The sequence below is a fragment of the Ruegeria sp. C10 genome, assembly GCF_056537805.1.
The window spans coordinates 1,101,542-1,126,067 of sequence record NZ_JBQFSC010000001.1 but is presented as its reverse complement, the minus strand read 5'-3'; the positions used below and the strand labels follow the sequence as shown (position 1 = coordinate 1,126,067).

General features: G+C 58.8%; 20 protein-coding genes and 1 tRNA gene. 19 read left to right on the top strand and 2 right to left on the bottom strand.

The genetic code is table 11. The features are described from left to right. Window positions 1-130 precede the first annotated feature (130 nt). A complete protein-coding gene (locus ACR0DE_RS05235; RefSeq protein WP_480752244.1) occupies window positions 131-691 on the bottom strand; it encodes a CHAP domain-containing protein in 561 nt (186 codons plus the stop codon). A 322-nt stretch (window positions 692-1,013) separates the two neighbouring features. Between ACR0DE_RS05235 and ACR0DE_RS05230 the strand changes: the two genes are divergently transcribed. The 17 genes from ACR0DE_RS05230 to ACR0DE_RS05150 all read left to right on the top strand — a co-directional run bounded on the left by ACR0DE_RS05230 (window position 1,014) and on the right by ACR0DE_RS05150 (window position 19,626). Next, window positions 1,014-1,829: an ABC transporter substrate-binding protein gene (locus tag ACR0DE_RS05230; RefSeq protein ID WP_480752243.1), complete on the top strand. Its 816-nt coding sequence runs from the start codon at window positions 1,014-1,016 to the stop codon at window positions 1,827-1,829. 1 nt (window position 1,830) lies between these two features. Continuing rightward, on the top strand, window positions 1,831-2,664 hold the full coding sequence (locus ACR0DE_RS05225) for an amino acid ABC transporter permease (RefSeq protein WP_010437538.1): 834 nt from the start codon (window positions 1,831-1,833) through the stop codon (window positions 2,662-2,664). Next, on the top strand, window positions 2,664-3,395 hold the full coding sequence (locus ACR0DE_RS05220) for an amino acid ABC transporter ATP-binding protein (protein WP_170662949.1): 732 nt from the start codon (window positions 2,664-2,666) through the stop codon (window positions 3,393-3,395). Before ACR0DE_RS05225 ends, ACR0DE_RS05220 begins: the two co-directional genes overlap by 1 nt. A gap of 101 nt (window positions 3,396-3,496) precedes the next feature. Continuing rightward, window positions 3,497-4,972, top strand: a complete 1,476-nt coding sequence (locus tag ACR0DE_RS05215; RefSeq protein WP_480752242.1) for a Y-family DNA polymerase — start codon at window positions 3,497-3,499, stop codon at window positions 4,970-4,972. After that, entirely contained in the window at window positions 4,969-8,316 is a 3,348-nt protein-coding gene (locus tag ACR0DE_RS05210) for an error-prone DNA polymerase (RefSeq protein ID WP_480752241.1), read from the top strand. Before ACR0DE_RS05215 ends, ACR0DE_RS05210 begins: the two co-directional genes overlap by 4 nt. Window positions 8,317-8,461: 145 nt before the next feature. Continuing rightward, a complete protein-coding gene (gene cobS, locus ACR0DE_RS05205; protein WP_010437533.1) occupies window positions 8,462-9,448 on the top strand; it encodes a cobaltochelatase subunit CobS in 987 nt (328 codons plus the stop codon). 121 nt (window positions 9,449-9,569) lie between these two features. Continuing rightward, a complete protein-coding gene (gene cobT, locus ACR0DE_RS05200; RefSeq protein ID WP_170513326.1) occupies window positions 9,570-11,447 on the top strand; it encodes a cobaltochelatase subunit CobT in 1,878 nt (625 codons plus the stop codon). Between the two features lie 265 nt (window positions 11,448-11,712). Continuing rightward, complete coding sequence (locus ACR0DE_RS05195) at window positions 11,713-12,879, top strand: alpha/beta hydrolase (protein WP_480752240.1); 1,167 nt, start codon at window positions 11,713-11,715, stop codon at window positions 12,877-12,879. A 77-nt stretch (window positions 12,880-12,956) separates the two neighbouring features. Further along, entirely contained in the window at window positions 12,957-14,747 is a 1,791-nt protein-coding gene (locus tag ACR0DE_RS05190) for an aminopeptidase P family protein (protein ID WP_480752239.1), read from the top strand. Between the two features lie 63 nt (window positions 14,748-14,810). Further along, on the top strand, window positions 14,811-15,155 hold the full coding sequence (locus ACR0DE_RS05185) for a DUF427 domain-containing protein (RefSeq protein ID WP_170392698.1): 345 nt from the start codon (window positions 14,811-14,813) through the stop codon (window positions 15,153-15,155). 86 nt (window positions 15,156-15,241) lie between these two features. Continuing rightward, window positions 15,242-15,796, top strand: coding sequence for a DUF333 domain-containing protein (locus ACR0DE_RS05180; protein WP_170392699.1), 555 nt, complete (start codon window positions 15,242-15,244; stop codon window positions 15,794-15,796). Window positions 15,797-16,500: 704 nt separating this feature from the next. Then, a complete protein-coding gene (locus ACR0DE_RS05175; RefSeq protein ID WP_170402459.1) occupies window positions 16,501-17,376 on the top strand; it encodes a carbon-nitrogen hydrolase family protein in 876 nt (291 codons plus the stop codon). Window positions 17,377-17,466: 90 nt separating this feature from the next. Beyond that, window positions 17,467-17,685 (top strand): translation initiation factor IF-1, encoded by a 219-nt coding sequence (infA, locus tag ACR0DE_RS05170; protein ID WP_005978431.1) that lies wholly within the window; start codon window positions 17,467-17,469, stop codon window positions 17,683-17,685. 10 nt (window positions 17,686-17,695) lie between these two features. Continuing rightward, a complete protein-coding gene (locus ACR0DE_RS05165) occupies window positions 17,696-18,274 on the top strand; it encodes a Maf family protein (RefSeq protein WP_170392701.1) in 579 nt (192 codons plus the stop codon). Further along, window positions 18,271-19,293, top strand: coding sequence for a ribonuclease E/G (locus tag ACR0DE_RS05160; RefSeq protein ID WP_480752238.1), 1,023 nt, complete (start codon window positions 18,271-18,273; stop codon window positions 19,291-19,293). The genes ACR0DE_RS05165 and ACR0DE_RS05160 overlap by 4 nt, the downstream gene beginning before the upstream one ends. Then, window positions 19,290-19,472: a DNA gyrase inhibitor YacG gene (locus tag ACR0DE_RS05155; protein WP_480752237.1), complete on the top strand. Its 183-nt coding sequence runs from the start codon at window positions 19,290-19,292 to the stop codon at window positions 19,470-19,472. The genes ACR0DE_RS05160 and ACR0DE_RS05155 overlap by 4 nt, the downstream gene beginning before the upstream one ends. A gap of 79 nt (window positions 19,473-19,551) precedes the next feature. Next, window positions 19,552-19,626 (top strand) — tRNA-Phe (locus ACR0DE_RS05150). Window positions 19,627-20,454: 828 nt separating this feature from the next. Here ACR0DE_RS05150 and xylB read toward each other — a convergent pair. Continuing rightward, entirely contained in the window at window positions 20,455-21,891 is a 1,437-nt protein-coding gene (gene xylB, locus ACR0DE_RS05145) for a xylulokinase (RefSeq protein ID WP_480752236.1), read from the bottom strand. 121 nt (window positions 21,892-22,012) lie between these two features. Here xylB and ACR0DE_RS05140 point away from each other — a divergent pair, with 121 nt between their 5' ends. Both ACR0DE_RS05140 and ACR0DE_RS05135 read left to right on the top strand, forming a co-directional pair. Continuing rightward, on the top strand, window positions 22,013-23,038 hold the full coding sequence (locus ACR0DE_RS05140; RefSeq protein ID WP_170565216.1) for a LacI family DNA-binding transcriptional regulator: 1,026 nt from the start codon (window positions 22,013-22,015) through the stop codon (window positions 23,036-23,038). Window positions 23,039-23,133: 95 nt separating this feature from the next. Further along, window positions 23,134-24,438 carry an ABC transporter substrate-binding protein gene (locus ACR0DE_RS05135; protein ID WP_170392705.1) on the top strand — a complete coding sequence of 435 codons (1,305 nt, stop codon included), beginning with the start codon at window positions 23,134-23,136 and terminating at the stop codon, window positions 24,436-24,438. Window positions 24,439-24,526: the final 88 nt, after the last annotated feature.

The window sequence follows — 24,526 nt, the reverse complement described above, 5'->3', positions numbered from 1 at the left end:
GCCCTGCAGTCATTGATCATGTGTCAAAGTAAACATACCCGCCCCCGAACACACGCACCCGGATGACAGCGGCACGTCGGGCGCTCGGCTTCACCGTACCAGCTACCGGCCGGGGCGCGGAGAGCTCAGATTACTCACCAAAATTCGGATAGATAAACCCGTTCACCGGGTACGAACTGCCGTAACTGCCCGGCCGGCTTTCAACCCGGACAAGCGTCCAATCATTGTTTTTGGACACGTCCCTCACGCCCATCTGCAACGACACCTTATTCCGGAGCCAGTTTGCGTGGTTCACAATGACTTCCCGCTCGGTGACAATATCGGACACGACAGCCACATGTCCCAGGGGCATCCCTCTGGTGGCCCGAAACGACATCACCGCACCGACCTCCGGTTCATTACCCCGGTCAAATCCATTGCGGGCCTTGCCCCACCAATCCTTGGCATTGCCACGAATTTCGATGCCGCTGAGGTTGCGTGCGTAGGGCACGCACCACACCCTTTGTCCCAGCGCATGTTTTCTTGAGACCTCTTGCAACGCCATGGCCTGACGTTCGGGATCCAAGTCCACCTCATTCGGATTCTTAGCACAGGCCGAGATCAGACTGAAAAGTCCCAAAACAACGACAATTCGCGCGACGCCGGGCAGGCGCGACCAGATCGTATCGGTATTGCGTGCGTTGTACTGCAAGAAGGTTCTTTGCCGGTTTGAGTGGTGAAGCAGTTTTAATAATATCTTTAAGAAAAAGAAAAGAGCCCAGCTGCTCCCCGGCAGAATATTGCCAGTTCCTGCGCCACATTCCGGCCGTTGGCCGAGCGTGCGGTCACTTATGCAACAGGTTTCCTCCCTGTGCCGTCCCTGGGATTCCTGGCAGGCGAAGAGCCCGGCACAAGGTCACCTGACACATGAGCGCCAACCCGTCCCGCAGGTCGACGATCAAGCATCCGCTGGACAGTCGGGTTAGGCAGAATTACTTTGGCCGCAACTCAATCCAACAGGAGGTTTGTATCGGATGTCCAGGACAGTCTCGATCGCGGCAACTTCAATTCTGTTTTTGTCAACAGCAGCCTATGCACAAGACCAATGTGCGGCTGGCAAAACGCTGACAGACGGCAAATTCACCATCGCAACGGGCAACCCGGCCTACTATCCGTGGGTGATCGACGACGCGCCAGAAAGCGGCGAAGGGTTCGAGGCAGCCGTTGCTTATGCCGTGGCTGAAGAAATGGGGTTCGCGGCCGATGATGTGGTCTGGGTCCGATCCTCGTTCGATGAGGCGATCCAACCCGGCGCCAAGGAATTTGACGTCAACATGCAGCAATACTCGATCACGCCCGAACGGGATCAGGTGGTCGATTTCTCTACCCCTTACTACACCGCCCCGATGGCAGTTCTGGTCAGCCCCAATTCGACCGACACTGCCCCGACGCTTGAAGCGCTGAAAGGTTTGCAATGGGGGGCCGTTGGCTCGACCACGGCGGTGCCAAAACTGGCCAGCATCATCCAACCTGACAGTGATCCGCTGCTTTATGGTGACAATGCTGACGTTAACGCCGCCATGTCGGCCAACCAGATCGATGCGGCCCTGTTCGACCTGCCCACCGCCCTGTTCCTGAGCGCAGTGATGATCGAAGGCTCAAAGGTCATCGGTCAGTTCCCGGCGGATGAAAATGATAATCCGGATCATTTCGGCATGTTGATGGAAGAAGGCAACCCGCTGAAAGCCTGCGTGGACGAGGCGCTGGCGGCACTCGCAGCTAACGGCAAACTGGCCGAAATCGAAGCCGTATGGCTGCAGGACACCACTGGTGTCCCTCTGATCAAGTAACATGGCAGATCATAAGGCGGCGGGGATGACCCGCCGCGAACGGTACGAGGCGCACCAACGACGCAGGTCGTTGGTGATCGCCACGATAAGCACGGTCACAGTTGTGGCCGCGATTTACTTTCTGGTGCCGCTGGCTCCGGGCTGGTCGAAGGTTCAGCAGAGCTTTTTTAACGGCGAGACGCTTGTCAAAACCTTCCCGAAACTGCTTGAGGCGTTTCGGATCAACGTGATGATCTTTTTGTGGTCCGCACCGGCGATCGCCGTGCTTGGCCTGTTGATTGCCTTGGCGCGGGATGCCAAATCACCTGCCCTGTTTCCGCTGCGCATCTTTGGCGCGGCGTTCACCGACATTTTCCGCGGCGTGCCAGTGATCCTGACGGTCTATCTGATCGGCTTCGGCATTCCGGGGCTCGGCCTGCCGCGCCCGTGGAATTCGCCTTACATATGGGGCTCGCTGGCGCTGATCCTGACTTACTCGGCCTATGTGGCTGAAATCTTCCGCTCAGGCATCGACAGCGTCCACCACAGCCAGCGCGCCGCCGCATTGTCGCTGGGTCTGTCGGAACGGCAAGTGATGCGCGACGTGGTGTTGCCGCAGGCGATCCGCAACGTGGTGCCCTCACAGATGAACATGCTGATTGCGCTGCAAAAGGATGTCTCTCTGCTCAGCTTTATCGGCCCGGTCGAGATCTTCCGTCAGGCGGGGGTATTCAAATCGCTGCTGGCGAATTTCACCCCCTATGTGGGCGCGGCGATCATCTTCCTGATCGTCACCATCCCCGCCACACGCTACGCCGATCACCTGATGGCCCGCCAAATGCGAGAGAGGCGCTGATGCCAAAACTGGAACTTCAGGGCGTGGTGAAACGCTTTGGCGACCGCACGGTCTGTGACGGGATTAATCTCACTGTTGATGAGGGCCAAATGGTTTGCTTGATCGGCGCATCCGGGTCGGGCAAGTCGACTCTGCTGCGTTGTATCAACCTGCTGGAACCCATCGAAGACGGCGCGATCTTTCTGGATGGCGAGGATATCTCGATCCCCGGTCTGAACCCGCAATCGGTGCGTGCCCGGATCGGAATCGTGTTCCAAAGCTTCAACCTGTTTCCGCATATGACCGCGCTGGAAAATGTCATGCTCGCCCCCCGCCGGGTGCGCGGACTGACGCGCGCCGAATTGCAGCCCGAGGTCGAAGCGCTGTTTGCCCGGTTCGGACTGGCCGACCGGATGCACAACTATCCCGACCAATTGTCGGGCGGGCAGCAGCAGCGCGTCGCCATCGTACGCGCCTTGGCCATGCAGCCCGAGGTCATGCTGTTTGATGAAATCACCTCGGCCCTCGACCCTCAACTTGTGGGCGAGGTGCTGGATGTTCTGCTGATGCTTAAGAAACAGGGCATGACGATGATGATGGCCACGCATGAAATGGGCTTTGCCCGCGAGGCCGCCGACAAGATCTGCTTCCTAGACAGCGGTCGGATCATTGAAGAAGGCCCGCCCGAAGCGGTGTTTGACCACCCGACACACCAGACCACACAAGCCTTTTTGGCGCGGGCGTTGAAGTAAGCGCCTGGGCTCTGAATCCCTGACAATCTGGCCCTCAAGGACTCGACTCTTTGAGGGTCAAGAACATATAAGAACAAATATAGAACATTTGGGGGTTTTATATGTTCGGCGGGATGCAGCGCCGCATCGTTTCACTCTGGTTTCCCCGGCTGGCAAGTGACCGGGCTTTGCGTGTGCGCCCGGTCGATGGGCCGTTTGTTCTGACGCTGAAACAGAACAATGCAAACCGGGTGTATTGCCTGAATGTACAGGCCCAGCGGCAGGGCCTGCACAGCGGCATGCCCTATTCTGATGCCCGCGCCTTTTGTCCCGATCTGCAAAGCCATCCCGCCGACCCGCAAGGAGATCAGCGGTTTCTGCACGCCCTGCGCCGCTGGGCCACGCGCTATTGCCCCTGGGTCGGGCTGGAAGGTGAGGATGGGCTGGTTCTGGACATCACAGGATCGGCGCATCTTGCGGGCGGGGAAGAGATGATGCTGACCGATATGCGCAGGCGTCTGGCCCGGGCCGGGCTGGCGGTGCAGATCGGTCTGGCCCCGACACGCGGCGCGGCCTGGGCCTTGGCACATTATGGCGAGGGGGTCGCAACCCAAGATACGCTGAAGGCCATCCGCGCCCTGCCGGTGGCAGCGCTGCGGCTGGATGAGGATACCTCGGTCGCGCTGCAACGGCTAGGCCTGCGCCGGATTGGTGAGCTGGCGCAAACCCCGCGCGCGCCGCTGACACGCCGCTTTGGCCCCGAGGTACTGATGCGGCTGGATCAGGCTTTGGGGGATCAACCTGAACAGATCACCCCGTTGGCCGATCCGCCCCATTACGGCGTGCGCATGACCCTGCCCGAGCCCATTGGCCTGCTGTCCGACATGATGGCCGGGGCGGAACGGCTGCTGGAACGGCTCTGCGACAAGCTGAAAGCGCAGGAAATGGGCGCGCGCAAGCTGTGCATGACCTTGCGCCGGGTGGATCAGGATCATCAGCAGGTCGAACTGCGGCTGGCCCGCCCCTTGCGTGATCCATATCGCATCCTGCCCCTGTTCGAGCGTGGACTGGCCGAGGTGGATGCAGGCTTTGGCGTCGATCAACTGCGGCTGGAGGCCACGCTGGTGGAACCCCTGCCCGTGCGCCAGATCAGCCGCGCCGCAAGCCGGGGCAAGGATCAACTGGATGACCTGATCACCCGCATCGGCACCCGGATCGGGCTAGAACAGGTCCATCGCCTGCTGCCTGCGCAAAGCCATATCCCCGAACGCAGCTTCATCATCTCGCCCGCCGCCTATTCCGACCCCGCAGGCGGGTGGGTCGCCCTGCGCCCCCGCCCCCTGCAGCTGTTTCCGCCGGAACCCATCGCCGGATCAGGCCCACACCCGCCGCGCCGCTTTCGCTGGCGGCGCATGTCGCTGAGCACAGGCCGCTCAACCGGCCCCGAACGCATCTGCCCCGAATGGTGGCTGGAAGATGAGAACTGGCGCACGGGCCTGCGCGATTACTGGCAGGTTGAAACCCGACAGGGACGACGGTTGTGGTTGTATTACACGCCGCAAAATCCGGGCTGGTTCGTGCATGGGGAATTCGCATGAGTAAACCGACCCCGCCCAGCTCGCACGCGCAGGACCCCGGCTATGCCGAGCTGGGCGTGACCACCAACTTCACCTTCCTGACCGGAGCCTCACACCCAGAAGAGCTGGTAACCCGCGCGGCAGAGCTGGGCCTGAAGGCCATCGCGATCACCGACCGGAACTCACTGGCCGGGGTGGTCCGGGGCTGGAGCGCATTGAAAGAGCTGCGGCGCGAGGCGGAAGGCGCGGTTCAAATCCGCTCGCAACACCGCCTCGATTCCTCGTCCCGGCAAGAGGTCGGGCATGTGCAGCCGATCGACAAACCGGATGTGCCCGCCCTGCCCAAGCTGATCGTCGGCTGCCGTCTGGTTCTGCGCGACAGCGCGGTGCACTGGCTGGCCCTGCCCCGCGACCGCGCCGCCTATCAGCGACTGACCCGCCTGCTGACGCTGGGCAAACGACGGGCCGAGAAAGGCGACTGCCATCTGGATCTGCAGGACATGCTGGCGGCCTGTCAGGGGATGATCCTGATCGCGCTGCCTCAGGCCGGGTTGAAACAGGCCATCCCCGATATTCAGACCGTCCGGCGGCAATTCCCCAATGCGGTGTTTCTGGGGGCGGTGCCGCGTTATGACGGCAGTGATCGGGCCTATCTGGCGGCCTGTGCGCAGGCGGCACTGCGGGCCTCGGCCCCCATGGTGGCGGTAGGCGATGTGCTGATGCACCGTGGCAACCGCCGCCAACTGGCCGATGTGCTGACCTGCATGCGCGAACACATCACGATTGACCAGATCGGCACCCGCGCCCTGCCCAATGCGGAACGGCGGCTAAAAAGCTATGCGGATATGGCCCGGCTGTTTCAGGACCACCCCGGCGCGCTACGCCGCACGCTGGAAATCGCCGACCGCTGCAGCTTTGACCTGAGCGAGCTGTCTTACGAATACCCAGACGAGATCGCCAGTTCTGAGACCCCGCTGGCGCGGCTAGAACGTCTGGCGCGCGAGGGGTTGAAACGGCGCTATCCGGGTGGCCCGCCCGAGCGTGCGCTGCAATTGATGCAGAAAGAGCTGGCGCTGGTCGCGGATCTTGATTTCCCGGCCTATTTCCTGACCGTGCATGACATTGTGCAATTCGCCCGCTCGCAGGGCATTCTGTGTCAGGGGCGCGGATCAGCCGCCAATTCGATCCTGTGTTATCTGCTGGGCATCACCGATGTCAGCCCCGACATGATCGCCATGGTGTTCGAGCGTTTTGTCTCGAAATACCGAGGCGAGCCGCCGGATATCGATGTGGATTTCGAACACGAGCGGCGCGAAGAGGTGATCCAGTGGATTTACGAGCAATATGGCCGCCACCGCGCGGGTCTCTGTGCCACGGTCATCCATTTCCGATCCCGCGCGGCAATCCGCGAGGTGGGCAAGGTAATGGGTCTGTCTCAGGACGTCACCGCAGGTCTGTCCGGCCAGATATGGGGGATGAGCAATGGCGGCGTTGATGCCGAGCGGCTGCAGGAACTGGGCCTCGACCTCAAGGACCGGCGCCTGATGCAGACCGTCCGCCTGATTGGCGAGATCATCGGTTTCCCCCGCCACCTGTCGCAACATGTGGGCGGGTTTGTCATCACCAAAGGGCGGCTGGATGAGCTATGCCCGATCGAAAACGCCGCGATGGAAGACCGCACCGTGATCGAGTGGGATAAGGACGATATCGACGCGCTTGGCATTCTGAAGGTGGATATATTGGGGCTGGGGATGCTCAGTTGCATCCGCAAGGCGTTTGACCTGATGCAACAGCACAACAGCGAAACCCTCAGCATCGCGACCGTCCCGCAAGAGGACACGGCGACCTATGACATGCTCTGCGCCGCTGATGCGGTGGGCGTGTTTCAGGTCGAAAGCCGGGCACAGATGAATTTCCTGCCCCGGATGCGACCGCGCGAATTCTACGATCTGGTGATCGAGGTTGCCATCGTCCGCCCCGGCCCCATTCAGGGCGATATGGTGCAACCCTATATCCGGCGGCGCAACGGGCTGGAGAAATCCGAACCTTTCGGCCCCGCTTTGGAAGAGGTGACGCGGCGCACGCTGGGCGTACCGCTGTTTCAGGAACAGGCCCTGCAAATCGCCGTGGTTGGTGCAGGGTTTTCGGCGGAAGAGGCCGACCACCTGCGCCGCTCCTTGGCCTCGTTCCGGCGCATGGGGACCATTGGCACATATCGTGACAAGTTCATCGCAGGGATGCTGAACAATGGCTATACGCCCGAGGTCGCCGACCGCTGCTTTGGCCAGATCGAAGGCTTTGCCGATTACGGCTTTCCCGAAAGCCATGCGGCGGCCTTTGCGATGCTGGCCTATGTCTCGGCCTGGATGAAATGTCATCACCCGGCGATCTTCTCCTGCGCGCTGCTGAATTCACAGCCCATGGGGTTTTATGCCCCGGCCCAGATCGTGCGGGACGCGCGCGAGCATGGGGTCGAGATTCGTCCGATCTGCGTTAACACCTCGACCTGGGATAACCTGCTGGAACGCCGTGCTGACGGGGCGCTGGCCCTGCGGCTGGGCTTTCGCCAGATCAAAGGGTTCAAGCAGGAGGATGCGGATTGGATCGTGGCTGCGCGCGGCAATGGGTATCCGGACCCCGAAACGCTGTGGCTGCGGGCAGGGCTGCGCCCCGATGTGCTGACCCGTCTGGCCGAGGCGGATGCGTTCTCCGGCATGGACCTGACCCGGCGCGACGCCCTGTGGCATGTCAAAGCCATCCGCAGCCGAACCGCCCTGCCGCTGTTCAATGACCCCATCGATGGCGAGAGCATCAACGAGCCGCAGGTCAACCTGCCGGTGATGCATCTGGGCGAGGAGGTTGTCGAAGACTACGTCTCGACCCGTCTGACCCTACGCTCGCACCCGATGGAGCTGTTGCGCCCGTCCCTGCCCGGCCTTGTGCCGCATGCCACGCTGCAGGACATCCCGCTGGGCCGCTACAGCGTCTGCGGGTTGGTGATTACGCGCCAGCGGCCGGGAACTGCCTCGGGCGTGATCTTTCTGACGCTCGAGGATGAAACCGGGGTCAGCAATGTGGTTGTCTGGCCCAAGGTCTATGAACGGTTTCGCCGCATCGTGATGGGCGGGCGGTTGCTGCAGGTTCGCGGGTATCTGCAGCGCGAGGGGATCGTCGTGCATCTGATCGCGCAGGAGATCACCGATATGTCGCATAAACTGTCCGAGCTTGGGCATCCGCTGGATGAGGCCATCGGCATCACCCAACCGCAAGCGGATGACACCCCGCGCCCTCGGCAGAACGGCCCAAGCGCCCGCCATCCGCGCGAACAGGCCAAGCGTCTGTTCCCAAGCCGGGATTTTCACTAGAACCCGCGCCAACATAAGGCCAGTTTCAAAGAAACATCTGGCTAACGTGATCCGGTCACCTCTTTCCCTTGCCCTTGCCCGCAATATGTTGCACCACACACGGGTTCAAACCCGGTGAACGGGCCAAAGGATAAGGACAAGGCGCATGGCTGACGGATCGATCGACATCAACGCAAAACCCACCGAGGACATTTCGGTTCGCGAGGTGTTTGGCATTGACAGCGATATGGCAGTCAAAGGCTTTGCCGAACGCAGCGACCGCGTGCCGGTGATCGATCCGACCTACAAGTTCGATCCCGAGACCACGCTGGCGATTCTTGCGGGCTTTACCCATAACCGCCGGGTGATGATTCAGGGCTATCACGGCACCGGGAAATCGACCCATATCGAACAGGTTGCCGCCCGTCTGAACTGGCCTGCCGTGCGCGTGAACCTCGACAGCCATATCAGCCGGATCGACCTGATTGGTAAGGACGCGATCAAACTGCGCGACGGCAAGCAGGTCACTGAATTCCACGAAGGCATCCTGCCCTGGGCGCTGCGCAACCCCGTTGCCATCGTCTTCGACGAATACGACGCGGGCCGTGCGGATGTGATGTTCGTGATCCAACGCGTGCTGGAGCATGACGGCAAGCTGACCTTGCTGGACCAGAACGAGATCATCACACCGAACCCGAACTTCCGCCTGTTTGCGACCGCCAACACCGTCGGTCTGGGCGACACCACCGGCCTCTATCACGGTACACAGCAGATCAACCAGGCGCAGATGGACCGCTGGTCGCTGGTTTCGACGCTGAACTACCTCAGCCACGATGCGGAAACGATGATCGTGCTGTCGAAAGCGCCGCATTACAACACCGCCGAGGGGCGCAAGACCGTCAGCCAGATGGTCACCGTCGCTGACCTGACCCGGACCGCCTTCATGAACGGTGATCTGTCCACCGTCATGAGCCCCCGGACCGTGATCAACTGGGCCCAAAACGCAGAAATCTTCCGCAACATCGGCTATGCCTTCCGCCTGTCGTTCCTGAACAAATGTGACGAGCTAGAGCGCCAGACGGTTGCTGAGTTCTATCAGCGCTGCTTTGATGAGGAACTGCCGGAAAGCGCGGCGAGCGCGAGCTTGGGCTAAGCAATATGAATTGCGCCCTCCGGGGCGCAATGCCTCCGGCGGAGGTATTTTTGGCCAGATGAAGGGGGATCCGGTTTCGCATTGATGCGGCGGGTCACTGCAACACAAAGGGCGATTGAACATGGTGCAGAAGAACGACAATCCTGCTGATCCGTTCAAGAAGGCTCTGGCCGAGGCTACTAAAGTTATGGCCGACGACCCCGAATTGTCGGTGAGCTACACTGTTGATCCATCGGGCCTGTCGGGCGAGTCGATGCGTTTGCCGCAGGTCTCACGCCGGATGACGCGCGAAGAGGTTCTGTTGGCGCGCGGAACGGCAGACGCGCTAGCTTTACAACGCAAATATCATGATGACGCGACCCATGCGCGATATGCCCCTCCAGGTGATATGGCGCGGGATCTTTATGAGGCGATGGAGACCGCCCGGTGCGAGGCGATGGGTGCGCGGGACATGCCCGGCACCGCGTCGAATATCGACGTCAAGATCGGGCATGAGGCGATCCGGCGCGGCTATGATCAGTGCAAACAGCCTGCGGATGCGCCATTGGCTGTGGCGGCGGGCTATCTGATCCGGCATCTGGCCACGGGCCGCGACATGCCGCCTGCCGCCGAGAATGTCATGAACCTGTGGCGCGGATTTATCGAGGAACAGGCCGGCGGGACGCTGGAAAATCTTGACGAAATCCTCTCGGACCAGGCCGAATTTGCCAAATTCGCCCGACAGATGATCAAAGACCTGGGTTACGGCGATCAGCTGGGTGATGACCCGGATGAACTGGACGACGAACAGGAAGATCAGGCCGAAGATGACGCCGAAGAGCAGCCCGATCCCGACAGCACCGGGCAGGATGATCAGGACGAACAGGACGCCGATGCAACCCCTGAACAAACTCAGGAAGAACAGCAGGACCAGTCTCAGGCTCAGGTCTCGATGGACGAGATGGCCGAGGATGAGATGGGTGATGAGGCTGAAATGCCCGAGGGCGAGGCTCCGCTAGAACCGCCAGCCCCGCCACCTGCGTCCGAGGCGGACCCGGATTACAAGGTCTATCTGAACACCCACGACGAAGAGATCGCAGCTGAAGATCTGGCCGAACCGGCCGAGCTGGAACGCCTTCGCGCCTATCTGGACCAGCAGTTGGAGCCCTTGAAGGGCGCGGTCAGCCGTCTGGCTAACAAGTTGCAACGCCGCCTGCAGGCGCAGCAGAACCGGTCTTGGGAGTTCGACCGCGAGGAAGGCATTCTGGATGCCGGACGTCTGGCGCGCGTCGTGGCCAACCCGACCACGCCACTAAGCTTCAAGGTCGAAAAAGATACCGAATTCCGCGATACGGTGGTGACGCTGCTTCTGGACAATTCCGGCTCGATGCGGGGCCGTCCGATCTCGATTGCCGCGATCTGTGCAGATGTCCTGGCGCGGACGCTGGAACGTTGCAACGTCAAGGTCGAGATCCTGGGCTTTACCACCCGGGCCTGGAAAGGCGGTCAGGCGCGCGAGGCGTGGCTGAACGATGGCCGCCCGCAGCAACCGGGGCGTCTGAACGATCTGCGCCACATCATCTACAAGGGCGCCGATGCCCCATGGCGTCGCGCGCGACCCAATCTGGGGCTGATGATGAAAGAGGGCCTGCTGAAGGAAAACATCGACGGTGAGGCGCTGGAATGGGCGCATCGCCGGATGCTCGCGCGGCGTGAGGCCCGCAAGATCCTGATGGTGATCTCGGATGGCGCTCCGGTCGATGATTCAACGCTCAGCGTGAACCCGGCGAACTATCTGGAAAAACACCTGCGCGACGTGATTGCGATGGTGGAAAAACGCAAGATGGTGGAATTGCTGGCCATCGGGATCGGCCATGACGTGACGCGCTATTATGACCGCGCCGTGACGATCACCGATGTCGAGCAGCTTGCAGGTGCTATGACCGAGCAGTTGGCCGCACTGTTCGACAGCGACCCGCGCGCCCGCGCGCGCGTGATGGGGATGAAGCGGGCCAGTTGACGGCCCTGCTTCGACAGTGCAGACTTAGTGCCATCCAAGCCAGTTTTTGCACCGCTGAAGGCGACTTTGCTTATGGTGGCGTAACGGATAGCGCATAAGCGCTATGTCGAAGGGCAGGAACATCATTCGTTCTCCTGTTTATCTGCTTGGATAGTGTCCCAACCCTGTCCGGCCTGCTTGTAGCTGGTCCTGAGATACGCCCTAGAAACCCTTGAGATTGTTGTTGAACCTTGTCGTTCCGCGAGAAACGGAGTGTATTTGCCCCATGCGCTATGAGTTTGCAGACTGTATTCTGGATGTGGATCGACACGTCCTGACCCGCCGGGGTGAGCCCGTCGCAATCGAACCTCAGGTATTCGATCTGTTGGTCCTCTTGGCCCAGCACCCAGGTAAGCTGGTGCCCCGGGACGAGATCATCGCGCGGGTATGGAGTGGCCGCTTTGTCTCGGATTCTACCATCAGCGCACGAATTGCAGCAGCGCGTAAAGCAGTCGGCGATGATGGCAAAGCGCAACGGATCATTCGGACAGTCGTACGGCGCGGGTTGCAAATGGCGGCGGATGTTACCTGCGAAGCCGACACCAGTTCAGGCGTAGAAAACCATACGCAACGGCTGCGTTACGCGCGCGGTGCGAAGGGCCGCGCTGTTCCATACACGCTTTCCGGTGATGGGTTGCCGGTGCTGCGCATCGGTTCGGTCGTGCACGATCTGGAGGCGGAATGGCGCATCCCGTCCGAGCGTACCCGGTTACAGGACATGGCAAACCGTTTCCGCCTGTTACGCTACAACAAGGACAATGACGTCGGCTCAAACATCGATCATCAGGCGGTGTATGACCGCAGAATAGAAGAAATCCTGACCGTCGTGAATGCAGCGGGGTTTGACCGCTTTTCCATTCTCGGTGAAATGGGCGGCACCTTCCCTGCCCTACACTTCGCCGCAAGGCACCCCGAGCGGATTGACAAGCTGATTATCTCCGGCGGATGGGCAGAAGGGCGAGATTACCGGGAAGATACCAAACAACCCGACTCGATCCGGTCACTGATCGCGGAAGGCTGGAACACGCCGGGCAGCGGCTATGCTATGGGCGCTGAATTCAGCTATTTTCCAGAAGGTCCGCTGGATAGCGTTCGGCACATGGTCAATGAATTGCAGACACTTTATTCAAGCGAGGAAAGACTTCACTACCGTGACATCGCCAATAGCACCTCGGTGTTGCAACTTCTTCCGATGGTGCAATGCCCCACTCTGGTTCTGCACGGGCGGCACACAGCCGTTCACCCCCTGTCCGAGGCGCGCAAACTGGCGGCTGGAATCCCCAATGCCTCGCTTGTGATCCTTGAGACCGGCAACCAGATACCATTGCCTGGAAATGAGGCCTACAACCCGTATATCCACGCCATTCAACGCTTTCTTGAGACAGAAGAATAGTGTGCGCCGGGGCGCTGGACATTTCCTACCGCAGGCCGCAGGTTTGCGCGCAGCAAGACCGACGAATGAGGCCGCCCATGTTCCAGAGTTTCGAAGTGACCGCACGCCCCGAGCAAGGCCCACCACGACTGGCCGCTTTGCGGGACGAGCTGGCGCGCGAAGGCCTGCAGGGCTTCCTGATCCCGCGTGCGGATGCACATCAGGGTGAATATGTGGCCCCTCGGGATGAAAGGCTGGCCTGGCTTACCGGATTCACCGGTTCTGCGGGGTTTTGCGCGGCGCTCACGGACATTGCCGGGGTTTTCATCGACGGGCGCTATCGCACTCAGGTAAAGGCCCAGGTCGCACAGGATTACACGCCGGTCCCATGGCCAGATGTCAGCCTGAGCGCGTGGTTGAAAGAGCAATTGCGAAATGGCGGCAAAGTCGGGTTTGATCCGTGGCTCCACGCTGCAGGACAGATTTCGTCTGCACAGAAAGAGCTTGAAGGCAGCGGCGTCGAACTGGTGCGCTGTGATAACCTTGTAGACCGAATTTGGGCGGATCAACCCGACCCTCCGATGAATCCTGTCAGGGCACATCCGATTGAATTTGCAGGTGAAAGCGCCGAGAGCAAAATCAAGCGCCTCGCGAGTGAACTGCAGAGCGCAGATCGCGCGGCAGCGGTGATCACCTTGCCGGATTCGATCATGTGGCTGTTGAACATTCGCGGCGCGGACATCGCATACAACCCTGTGGCCCATGGCTTTGCCATCCTGCACGGTGATGGGCGGGTGGATCTGTTCATGGCCGCTGCCAAACTGACCGGGATCGGGGATCATCTGGGCCCGCAGGTCACCCAACACCAACCCGACGCGTTCCTGACAGCGGTTGAGGCACTTGAAGGCAAGGTACAGGTCGATCCGGGAACGGTTCCGCAGATCATAGCAGATGCGTTGGGGGACCGTATGGTCGATGGCGGCGATCCCTGCGCCCTGCCCAAAGCCCGCAAGAACCCGGCCGAAATCGCAGGCACGGCCGAGGCACATCTGCGAGATGCCGCAGCGGTGATCGAACTGCTGTGTTGGCTAGACGCGCAGAAGCCCGGCACCCTGACCGAGACACAGGTAGTAACGCGGCTGGAAGAAAGCCGCCGCCGGGACAACGCGCTGCAGGATATCTCATTCGACACCATCGCGGGCACCGGGCCGAACGGGGCCATCATGCATTATCGCGTGACCGAGGAAACCGACAGCAGGCTGGAAAACGGTCACCTGCTGGTGCTGGACAGCGGTGGGCAATATCTGGACGGCACCACCGATATCACCCGCACAATTGCAATCGGCGATGTTGGGGATGAGGAGAAGGCCTGCTTTACACGCGTCCTCAAAGGCATGATCGCCATGTCGATGCTACGCTGGCCTGTTGGCTTGGCAGGACGCGATATCGAATGCGTAGCGCGGCTGCCGCTGTGGCTGGCCGGGCAGGATTTCAACCATGGGGTTGGTCATGGGGTCGGTACCTATCTCAGCGTGCATGAGGGCCCTCAGCGCCTGTCTCGGGTCAGCCATGTCCCGCTTGAGCCGGGTATGATCCTGTCGAACGAGCCGGGATATTACCGCGAGGGTGCTTTTGGCATCCGGCTTGAGAACCTTGTCGTAGTGGAAGAGGCCCCAAACCTGCCCAGCGGTGACGATGAACGCGCCATGCTGAACTGGCGTACGCTGACTTATGTCCCAATCGACAGGCGTTTGATTGTAGTCGATATGCTGACACGAGAGGAACGTGCTTGGCTGAACGCCTATCACCGCGACGTCGCGGAAAAAGTCCGGCCAAGGCTGGGCGACGCCGCTCAACTGTGGTTGGATGCCGCAACCGCACCGGTCTGACACCGGATTGTTACATAGTTTGGGCAGAGGAGAAGCCCTGACACGACGAGGGAAGGAACAGGAATGACAGACACCATCACGATCCGCAAAGCACCGGGCAAATGGAGCGTCCGTTCAGGCGGCGCGATTTTGGGTGAAACCAACAACGCGCTGGAACTTCTGGAAGGCGACAAAGACCCGGTTATCTACTTCCCGCGTGCGGACATTGCGATGGCCTTTCTGGATCGGACCAACAAAGTCACCCAATGCGCAGGCAAGGGAGACGCCACGCATTTCTCGATCGTAAACAAATCCTCAGTCACCGAAAACGCCGCTTGGAGTTATGAAAACCCGATCGACGCGGTGGCCGAAATCAAGGATCACTTGGCCTTTTATCCCGCAGACTCGATCAAGGTGGAACAACTCTGATCCAAGTATCCGCGCAGGACCGGATCGATCTGCAAAACGGCGAAAATCCTCAGAACCTGCCCTGTCCACAATGTTGCGAGGTGACCATGACAAAGCGTCTATTGAATTCCGCAGGCACGATTGCGACCCTGACGATGGCCTTTTCAATGGCCCTGCCCGCCGCAAGCTCTGCCAACACCGGTCTGGCCAATCCCGCGGCAACATATTGCATCGCGCAAGGCGGGCTCTACGGTATCCATAACGGTCCGGACGGTCAGAGCGGTATCTGCCAATTGCCCGACGGCACCCGGATCGATGCCTGGACCTATTTTCGTGAACACCATGCGGGCGCGGATGGCAGCAAGCCGGTCGGCCTTGCAAATCCCGCCGCCGTGTACTGTGGCTCAATTGGAGGCGAATATGACCTGACCACGTCTCGCTGCGCACTGAGCGACGGTACGTCCGCCGATGCATGGGAGCTGTACCGCAAGGCACATGAAAAAACGCATCAGGTGGTGAACCCAGCAGCAGCCTACTGCCTTGAGATCGGCGGCAGCTACAAGATCAAAGACACTGGTTCGGGTCAGGTAGGCATATGCACCAAGCCGGACGGCACCTCGCAGGACGCATGGGCCCTGTTCCGTGCGGAAAATCCCGAGTGATCCGATCCGGTAATCAAGCCCGACATCCACACCCAAAATGAACCTGAAGCCTCGATTGAGCCGCAGTTTATCGACGATCAGAGCGCGTGTTAGTGACCGTTTTGCGACAGCCTGATCGCGTCCATTAAGTCGCCTTGGCTAATTTTCAGGTTTTCCTGCGACGGAAGCACATCATCTGGCTGTAGATTTCACTAGGATTTGCCTTCCTCGCTTTCGATGAAGGGTTCGAGATTCACGAAAGTCTGGACAGGGCATTTCACCGCTTTTTCGGGATTGCACAAACCAGCCTGACCGACCGGATCGACGACATACCTGATCTCCGGATTTGCCCTTCAGACCGCATCCTTGGTGCTCGATGCCGTTACAAATGACAGCGCCTTGTTTCCGTGAGCCGATATCCCCGGGGCCAATGTTCTTGATGTAAAACTGCCCCTTCGCACGCTTGAAGAACTTGAAAAACTGATGCCCGAGGTGGAGTTCCTTGCCTGTTTCGTTCAGGTTCTTCGATAGGTCAAATCGACCTCTGATCAGCCATTCGATGCAATCTCTGCACCGGCGGCCGAGAAAACCTGCCAACAAACACCCCCCTGCCTCGAAACAGTAAGTCGCAACATAGGTTTCAGAACCACCCGCGCCGCGATTGCAGTAGCCCTGGACGATCTGCTGTTCTAGTGTCGCGCAGCGACCAGATACAGGACTTGGGAATGAAAATCGCCACCGCCGCCTACGACCTCGATTGGCTCGATAGTTGGGCTCAATATGAAGACAAGCTTGAGGCATGGGTTTCCGAGGCCGCAGGACAAGGTGCCGACCTTCTGGTCTTTCCCGAATACGGCGCAATGGAGTTGTCGACGCTCGACGGCCCTAAGGTGGCCGGCGATCTCGAACGCTCAATCCGGGCGGTTTCCGACCGGATGGAAGATGTACAAGTTGTGCATTCGCGCCTTGCAAAGATGTATAACACATACATTCTGGGGGCTTCCGCCCCGGTCATCGACGGACCAGGGCGCCCGGTGAACCGCGCAGTGTTCTACGCTCCTGACGGTCGTCTCGATCATCAGGACAAGCAGATCATGACACGGTTTGAACGCGAGGCCTGGGACATCGCCCCGGGCGGTTCGTTGAAACTGTTTGATACCGCATTGGGTAAAATCGGCGTTCTGATCTGCTATGACAGTGAGTTCCCTCTCTTGGGTCGGGCCCTGAGCGAGGCCGACTTGATCCTCGTACCATCCTGCACCGAAGCCCTGTCCGGGTATTGGCGTGTGCGGATCGGCGCCATGTCTCGTGCCCTTGAAAATCAATGCGTTACGGTAATGTCATCGTTAGTTGGCGGCAATGAATGGTCCGAAGCAGTCGACATGAATACCGGCATGGGTGGCGTGTTTGGCCCGCCCGATATCGGGTTCCCACCGACGGGAGTGCTTGCCGAGGGCACGCTGAATACCGCCGGCTGGACCTATGCCGAGGCCGACCTGTCCACAATTGCAAACGTCCGCGCAGACGGGTGGGTGTTGAACCGCACGCACTGGACCGAGCAAGACGCTCGGGTCGATTCAGTCACAATATCACCCCTTTAGGTGACTTCGCCCTTGAAATAAGGCCGAAATAGGCTCATTTAAGCGCACGATCTGCAGATTCTGCAGGTGCAACCTAATGATGGAGACAACATGGCCAAGGAAGATACGCTCGAATTTCCCGGTGTCGTGAAGGAACTCCTGCCTAATGCGACGTTTCGGGTCGAGCTGGAAAACGGCCATGAGATCATCGCACATACGGCAGGCAAGATGCGCAAGAACCGCATCCGTGTTCTGGCCGGCGACAAAGTTCAGGTCGAAATGACCCCATATGATCTGACCAAGGGTCGGATCAACTATCGCTTCAAGTAACGCTTCGTACATGGCGTTTATCCTCGGATCGGGCAGCCCGCGGCGGCTGGACCTGCTGGCGCAGCTTGGCGTTCGGCCCGATGCGATCCGTCCGCCGGATATCGATGAAACGCCGCTGAATGGCGAACTGCCAGCCCCCTATTGCAGCCGCATTACCCGGCAAAAAGTTCAAGCTGTTCAAGCTGATAGCGATGATATCACCTTATGTGCTGACACTACGGTCGCACTGGGTCGCCGCATTCTTGGCAAACCCGAAGACGCGGGACAAGCTGCAGAGTTTCTGCACGCCCTGTCCGGCCGACGCCATCGGGTGATCACTTCGGTCGCTGTGCGGAGCGGGGCTAAAATCCTCCAGCGTGATGTGGTTTCTCAGGTAAAAGTGAAACGTCTGTCCGACAGCGAAATCAATGCCTATCTTGCGACGGATGACTGGCAGGGCAAGGCCGGAGCCTATGCAATACAAGGTCCTGCCGGTGCGTTCATCCCGTGGATTTCAGGCTCGTTCACCGGTATTGTCGGCCTACCCCTGTCCGAAACTGCTGCACTGCTGCAAGGCATCGGCTATCCCTTATATCGCGAGGTTTCATGAAGGGTCGTACCATCATTCTGGATCATATTCAGGGACGCGAAGCTGCAGCTCTGATGGTGGATGGTGTTCTCGACGATTTCCTGATCGCCACAGATGCCCCTGCGCCAGGTACGATCTACCGCGCCCGCGCCGATCGCCCGGTCAAAGGTCAGGGCGGCATGTTTCTCACCACACCCGACGGCCCGGCTTTTCTGAGGCAAGTCAAAGGGTTGGCACCCGGCGCTTTGCTACTGGTGCAGGTGACCGGATATGCCGAGCCCGGCAAAGCCATACCCGTCTCGAACCGTATTTTGTTCAAAAGCCGCTTTGCGATCGTGACACCTGACGCGCCCGGCCTGAACATCTCGCGCCGTATCCGTGATGAAGATATGCGCGACCAACTTCTCGAAATCGCGCATGAGCAAATGGGAGACAGCACGCACGGCCTGATCCTGCGCTCGTGCTGTCAGACGGCGGATGCAGATGAAATCGCTGAAGATATCTCTGCCATGTTGGCACTTGCCGAGCAGGTATTGGCTGATACGGGCAGTGAACCAGAATTGCTGAGCGAGGGCGATGGTCCGCATATCCTGGCCTGGCGTGATTGGACGGACCCGGCCGAGGTCGTGACCACATCCGGCGGATTTGAGGACCACGGTGTCGTTGATGCGCTCGATACAGCAAAGGGGGTTTCCGAAACGCTTCCCGGTGGAGGACACCTCTATATCCAACCGACCCGCGCGCTGGTTGCGGTGGATGTGAACACCGGCGCCGACACATCTCTCGCAGCGGGAACCAAAGCTAACTTCGCCTGCGCCAAAGCCCTGCCGCGCGCCCTGCGCGTGCGCGGGTTGGGGGGGCAGATCACTCTGGACCTTGCACCGATGCCCAAGAAAGACCGGAGGGGTTTCGAATCAGCCTTGCGGTCGGCATTCAAGTCCGATCCTGACGAGACGATCCTGGCCGGTTGGACCCCGCTTGGCCATTTCGAACTACAGCGCAAACGTGGTCGTATCCCATTGACGGAGATCCTGAAATGAGCTGCCCGATCTGCGGAGAAGATACCCAGCAGGCCTTTCGACCATTCTGCTCCAAACGCTGCGCGGATATCGATCTGGCAAAATGGCTAAACGGTTCTTATGCGGTGCCATCGCAACGTGAAGAACACGCCGAGACGACCTCGGAACCAACCGAAAGCCCCACGTCCCTCCCGCATTGAAAAAATGTCAAAAAGCCTCTGGACACCGCCTGTGGCAAGTCATAGAAGGCCTCCACCCAATGGCAAACGCCATTCCCGTGCCCGGGTAGCTCAGGGGTAGAGCAGTGGATTGAAAATCCTCGTGTCGGTGGTTCGATTCCGCCCCCGGGCACCATTCCCAACAGGTAAACTTCTGTTTCCCTTCAGCTTTAACCGGAGCTGATCAAGGGCGTAGTACATGCTGGAGAACAAAACCGTTCCCTTCTCATTTGTGAATGCAGAGGTCTTCTACTTCACACGACGGGTCCCGAAAGACCTCGATCACCACTAGCTGCGGAGAAGTGTTGCTTTCCGGCGATCTCCGAGCGACTCAATGCGATGGCTGAACTCGTGAGGCTGGGGATTCCCGTCTCGGCGAGGCTGCAGCCGCTTGTACCGGACAACGAAGAAGACGCGGCAAGACTAATTCGCGGATTCGTGGATTGTGGTGCGAAACACGTTTCGGTCGAGTAATTGAAACTGCCTATCGAAAAAAATGTTTCGCAGTCAAAAGTGTTGGAAAGAGTTCTTCCGTGCGCCCGAAAAGACTACCAATCACGGCAAGCGGTTCGCGCAGCTAGGGAGTATGTGCTACCGCCTTAGCACAAGATTGAAGGCCACGAGTATCTATCGACAACCGCCAAGAAACATGGATTAATCTATGGCTATGCCGATAACGAGTTTTTGCTTCGCAACCCCTTTCGCTCTTGCTTTAATGGTGCAGATTTGTTCCTGAGGGGCTCTGGGTCGCTAACATCACGCATTTCATTGTGGTCAAGATAGCCATAGCTCAGCCCAAAACTCAGATCCGCAGCACCTAATCCTAACGAAAATTGACGGCATGATCTGCACCTCTCAGACCTAGTTATCACCCATACGTCGATCCATGTCATGCCTATTGCTTCACCAACGCAGGTCCATCTAGCGCGGGGGACGATCTAAATACTGAAGATTATTAGTGCGATCAATTTACACCTTTAACCGCAGAATAAAGTCGGCGAAATTTCATCAACCGCTCGGAAAGTGCAGCCATTTCAACGGGTTCAAACCTTTCGGTTGTGGGCGGCTGATATGCCAAATCGGCTTTCGTCAACGCGCCGAGACCACACGCCGCGAGCCGGGCTGCGCCATATGCCGGACCGGAATCCGCCCCATCAGATCGTACAATGGGTTTTCCAATCACCGTTGCGATCAAACCAAGCAACAATTCTGATCGGCTGCCGCCTCCTATGGCGGCCAATTCGGGCAGGTCGTCAATTGTGTCACCAAAACTGAGCGCTGCATCGGCAAAGCTAAACGCAATTGCCTCAACTACAGAGCGGCAGATGTCAGCACGTGTTGTTGAATCCTCCAGTCCAAAGAAACTGGCCCGAATACGTGGGTCTCCGTGCGGGCTGCGTTCACCCGTCAGATAGGGCAGAAAAATAGGAACGCGATCACCGTTGACCGTTTCAGCAAGCGCGACAACTTCGGTAGAAGTCAGCCCCAACTGATCCCCAATCCATGAAATGGGCCTTGCCCCGTTCAGCATCGCAGCCATTTGATACCAACGATCGGGCAGCGTGTGTGCAAAAGCATGAACATAGCTTTCAGGGTTAGGCTTATAACTTCGATTAGCCACAAATAGCTGACCGGATGTCCCAAGTGAGATGAACCCACGCCCTGGCTCGGTAGCACCCAATGACACCGCCCCTGTTGCCGCGTCCCCTCCTCCAGCCACGACGGGAATACCGGGTTTCAGCCCTGTCTCTGCCGCAGCACGTGCGGTCACTTTCCCAACAACCGTTTGACCGTCGAATACTGGCGGTAACCAGTCGGGCTTTACAAATGTGGCTTCGGTGACAGCGGCATTCCATTTGCGCGACGCCTGATCGAGCCACATTGTTCCGGCCGCATCGGACGTATCGGTTGCCAATTCTCCATGCAGGCATAAGCCGATGTAGTCTTTGGGCAGCAGGATATGGGCAAGTCGATCGTAATGTTCGGGCTCATGTTGTCTAAGCCATGCAATCTTAGGTGCGGTAATGCCTGGCAAGGGCAGGACACCCGCAATCTGTCCAATCTTTGGTTCGGCCGCACGCAGTTCATCACACTCGCGTGCTGATCTGCTGTCATTCCAAAGGATCGCCGGGCGGATCGGACGCAGATCGCGGTCCAGCAAAACGGCACCATGCATTTGACCGGACAATCCGACGGCCTTGATTTCGGACAATCCAATTCGGCCTACAAGTTGGTTCAAAGCGTCTACTGTCGCCTTCCACCAAAGGTCCGGGTGCTGCTCAGACCAGCCGGGCTGGGGTGAAGATGTCTGTATCCCCACCGAAGATGTCGCGAGAATCCGGTCCCTATCCGCGTAGGCAAGCTTGACAGCCGAAGTTCCGATATCGATCCCGAGATACACTCAAACCCCTCGCCCCGTTCAACTACTCGGAGACCGTCTGGCTATTGATTTTTTAGCGCGCGCAAAGAATATGTAAAGATACGATAAGATCAAGGCGGCTATGATCCGCAGGCAGACTAGCATGACCAAGATTAAGAACATGGAAGAGTTCGCAGCCCTCAGCGGCATTTCGCGGCCCACAGTATCCAAATATTTCCATGATCCCGAAAGTGTTCGCCCGACGACAAGGGCGCGCATCGAAGAAGCGCTCGAACGGTTTGATTACCGCCCTAACATTTATGCGGTGAACCAGAACCGAAAGCTGACCAAGAATATCGGCATCGTCGTACCCTATTTGTCTGACCCTTTCTTTGCAGAAATCGCACGGTATCTGGAACAATCCTGCATCGCGGCGGGCTATCGACCGTCTCTCTTCAGCTCACATGGCGAGCAAAAGCTCGAGAACGAAATTCTGGACGGCCTGCAATCCCTGAAACCCGCCGGGGTTTTGCTAGCCCCTTTGGGGCGTATCTCGGACCGATCCGCGATCGAGAAATTCTGTGCCAACGTGCCAACGGTCTTATTTGACAGTAACCTGGATGGTTTGGGGGCTGCCTTTGTTGGATCGGACAATTTCAGTTTTGTGTCACAAACTGTCGAATACATGACCCGCACGGGCGAACCGCCATCTTTCTTTGAAATGCGTACGCCTGCGAATCCGAACGCCAACAAACGTCGAAAAGCCTATGTTGAGGTGATGGAGCGTCTCGGGTTCGAGCCTCATATCATCAAAGTCGACGGCATAGGCTGGGCATTTGAAGAAATCGGTCACAGGGGCGCGTTGAAAGTTCTGGACGAGCGCCAATTGAGGACGAATTCAGTTCTATGCAGCAATGACCGACTCGCAATTGGCTTTCTTGCGGCCTGTTACGAACAGGGGATTCGGGTCGGACGCAAGAACGATTGCACGCTGCGCGTGGCCTCAAACGACGATCATCCGTTCGCAAAATTCACCTGCCCTTCTCTGACCACAGCTGCGCATGACTACGACAACGTAGCCGGAAGAAGTGTCGAAACGCTGTTCGAACTCATTGAAAATGGGGGAGAATTTGAGACACGAACAGAAACCCTTTTCCCTGCGCGGCTCGTATTAAGGAATTCGGCATAACTCGATAATCTTAACGCGCGTAAAGTTTTTATTGACGGCGCGACAATTTACGCTCTACGCTCTCTGCACGACATCCAAGCTCAGGGAGGACAGGGATGTATCTGAAGCACGCACTTCGCGCGGCGACTGCATTGACATTCGTCGCTACGGCCGCAGCCCACGCGCAATCTATCACGATCGCCACCGTGAATAATGGCGACATGATCCGGATGCAGGGCTATACTGACAAATTCACCGAAGCGACCGGTATCGACGTCGAATGGGTAACGCTGGAAGAGAACGTGCTGCGTCAGCGCGTCACCACCGACATCACGACCAAGGGCGGTCAGTTCGACATCATGACCATCGGCATGTACGAGACGCCCATCTGGGGCGCGAATGGCTGGTTGGTTCCGCTGGATGGTTTGTCCGAAGACTACGATGTCGGGGACATTCTGCCCGCAATGGCGGGGGGCCTAAGCCATGAAGGGACGCTGTACGCAGCGCCATTCTATGGTGAAAGCTCGATGATCATGTACCGCACTGACCTGATGGAACAGGCCGGCCTTGAAATGCCCGACGCGCCGACCTGGCAATTCATCCGCGAAGCTGCCGCTGCGATGACGGATCGGGACAATGACATCAACGGCATCTGCCTACGTGGCAAGGCTGGTTGGGGTGAAGGCGGCGCCTTTATCACCGTGACAGGCAATTCCTTCGGCGCACGCTGGTTTGACGAGGATTGGAAGCCCCAGTTCGATCAGCCGGAATGGAAAGAAGCGCTCACTTTCTTCGTCGACATGATGAATGAATCTGGCCCGGCAGGCTTCGCCACCAATGGGTTCAATGAAAACCTGTCGTTGTTCCAGCAGGGCAAGTGTGGCATGTGGATCGACGCAACCGTCGCGGCATCCTTCGTGACCAATCCTGACGACTCGACAGTGGCAGACAAGGTTGGTTTTGCACTGGCACCGAACTCGGAAGGCGTAGATAAACGCGCCAATTGGTTGTGGGCCTGGGCGCTAGCGATCCCAGCGGGCACGCAGCAAGAGGACGCGGCAAAGCAATTCATCGAATGGGCGACCTCGAAAGACTACATTGAGTTGGTGGCCGAAAATGAAGGCTGGGCCAATGTGCCGCCGGGCGCGCGAACCTCGCTCTATGAGAACCCGAACTACAAGGAAGTTCCCTTTGCGAACATGACCTTGGAGTCGATCCTGATGGCCGATCCACAGAATTGCTGCGCACAGCCGACGCCATACACGGGTATCCAGTTCGTCGCGATCCCCGAGTTTGCCGGTATCGCTACGCAAGTAAGTCAGGAGTTCTCGGCAGTTTATGCCGGACAGCAGTCAGTGGACGAAGCACTCGCCAAAGCGCAGGCCTTCACCACCGAAGAAATGGAAGCCGCAGGCTACTGAGGCATCCCTCCCCGGCGGGCGGGCAGAGGTCTGCCCCCCGCTCTACCCTTCCACAACTCGCGTTTTTCTCGCAGGCTTTGGTTATGCC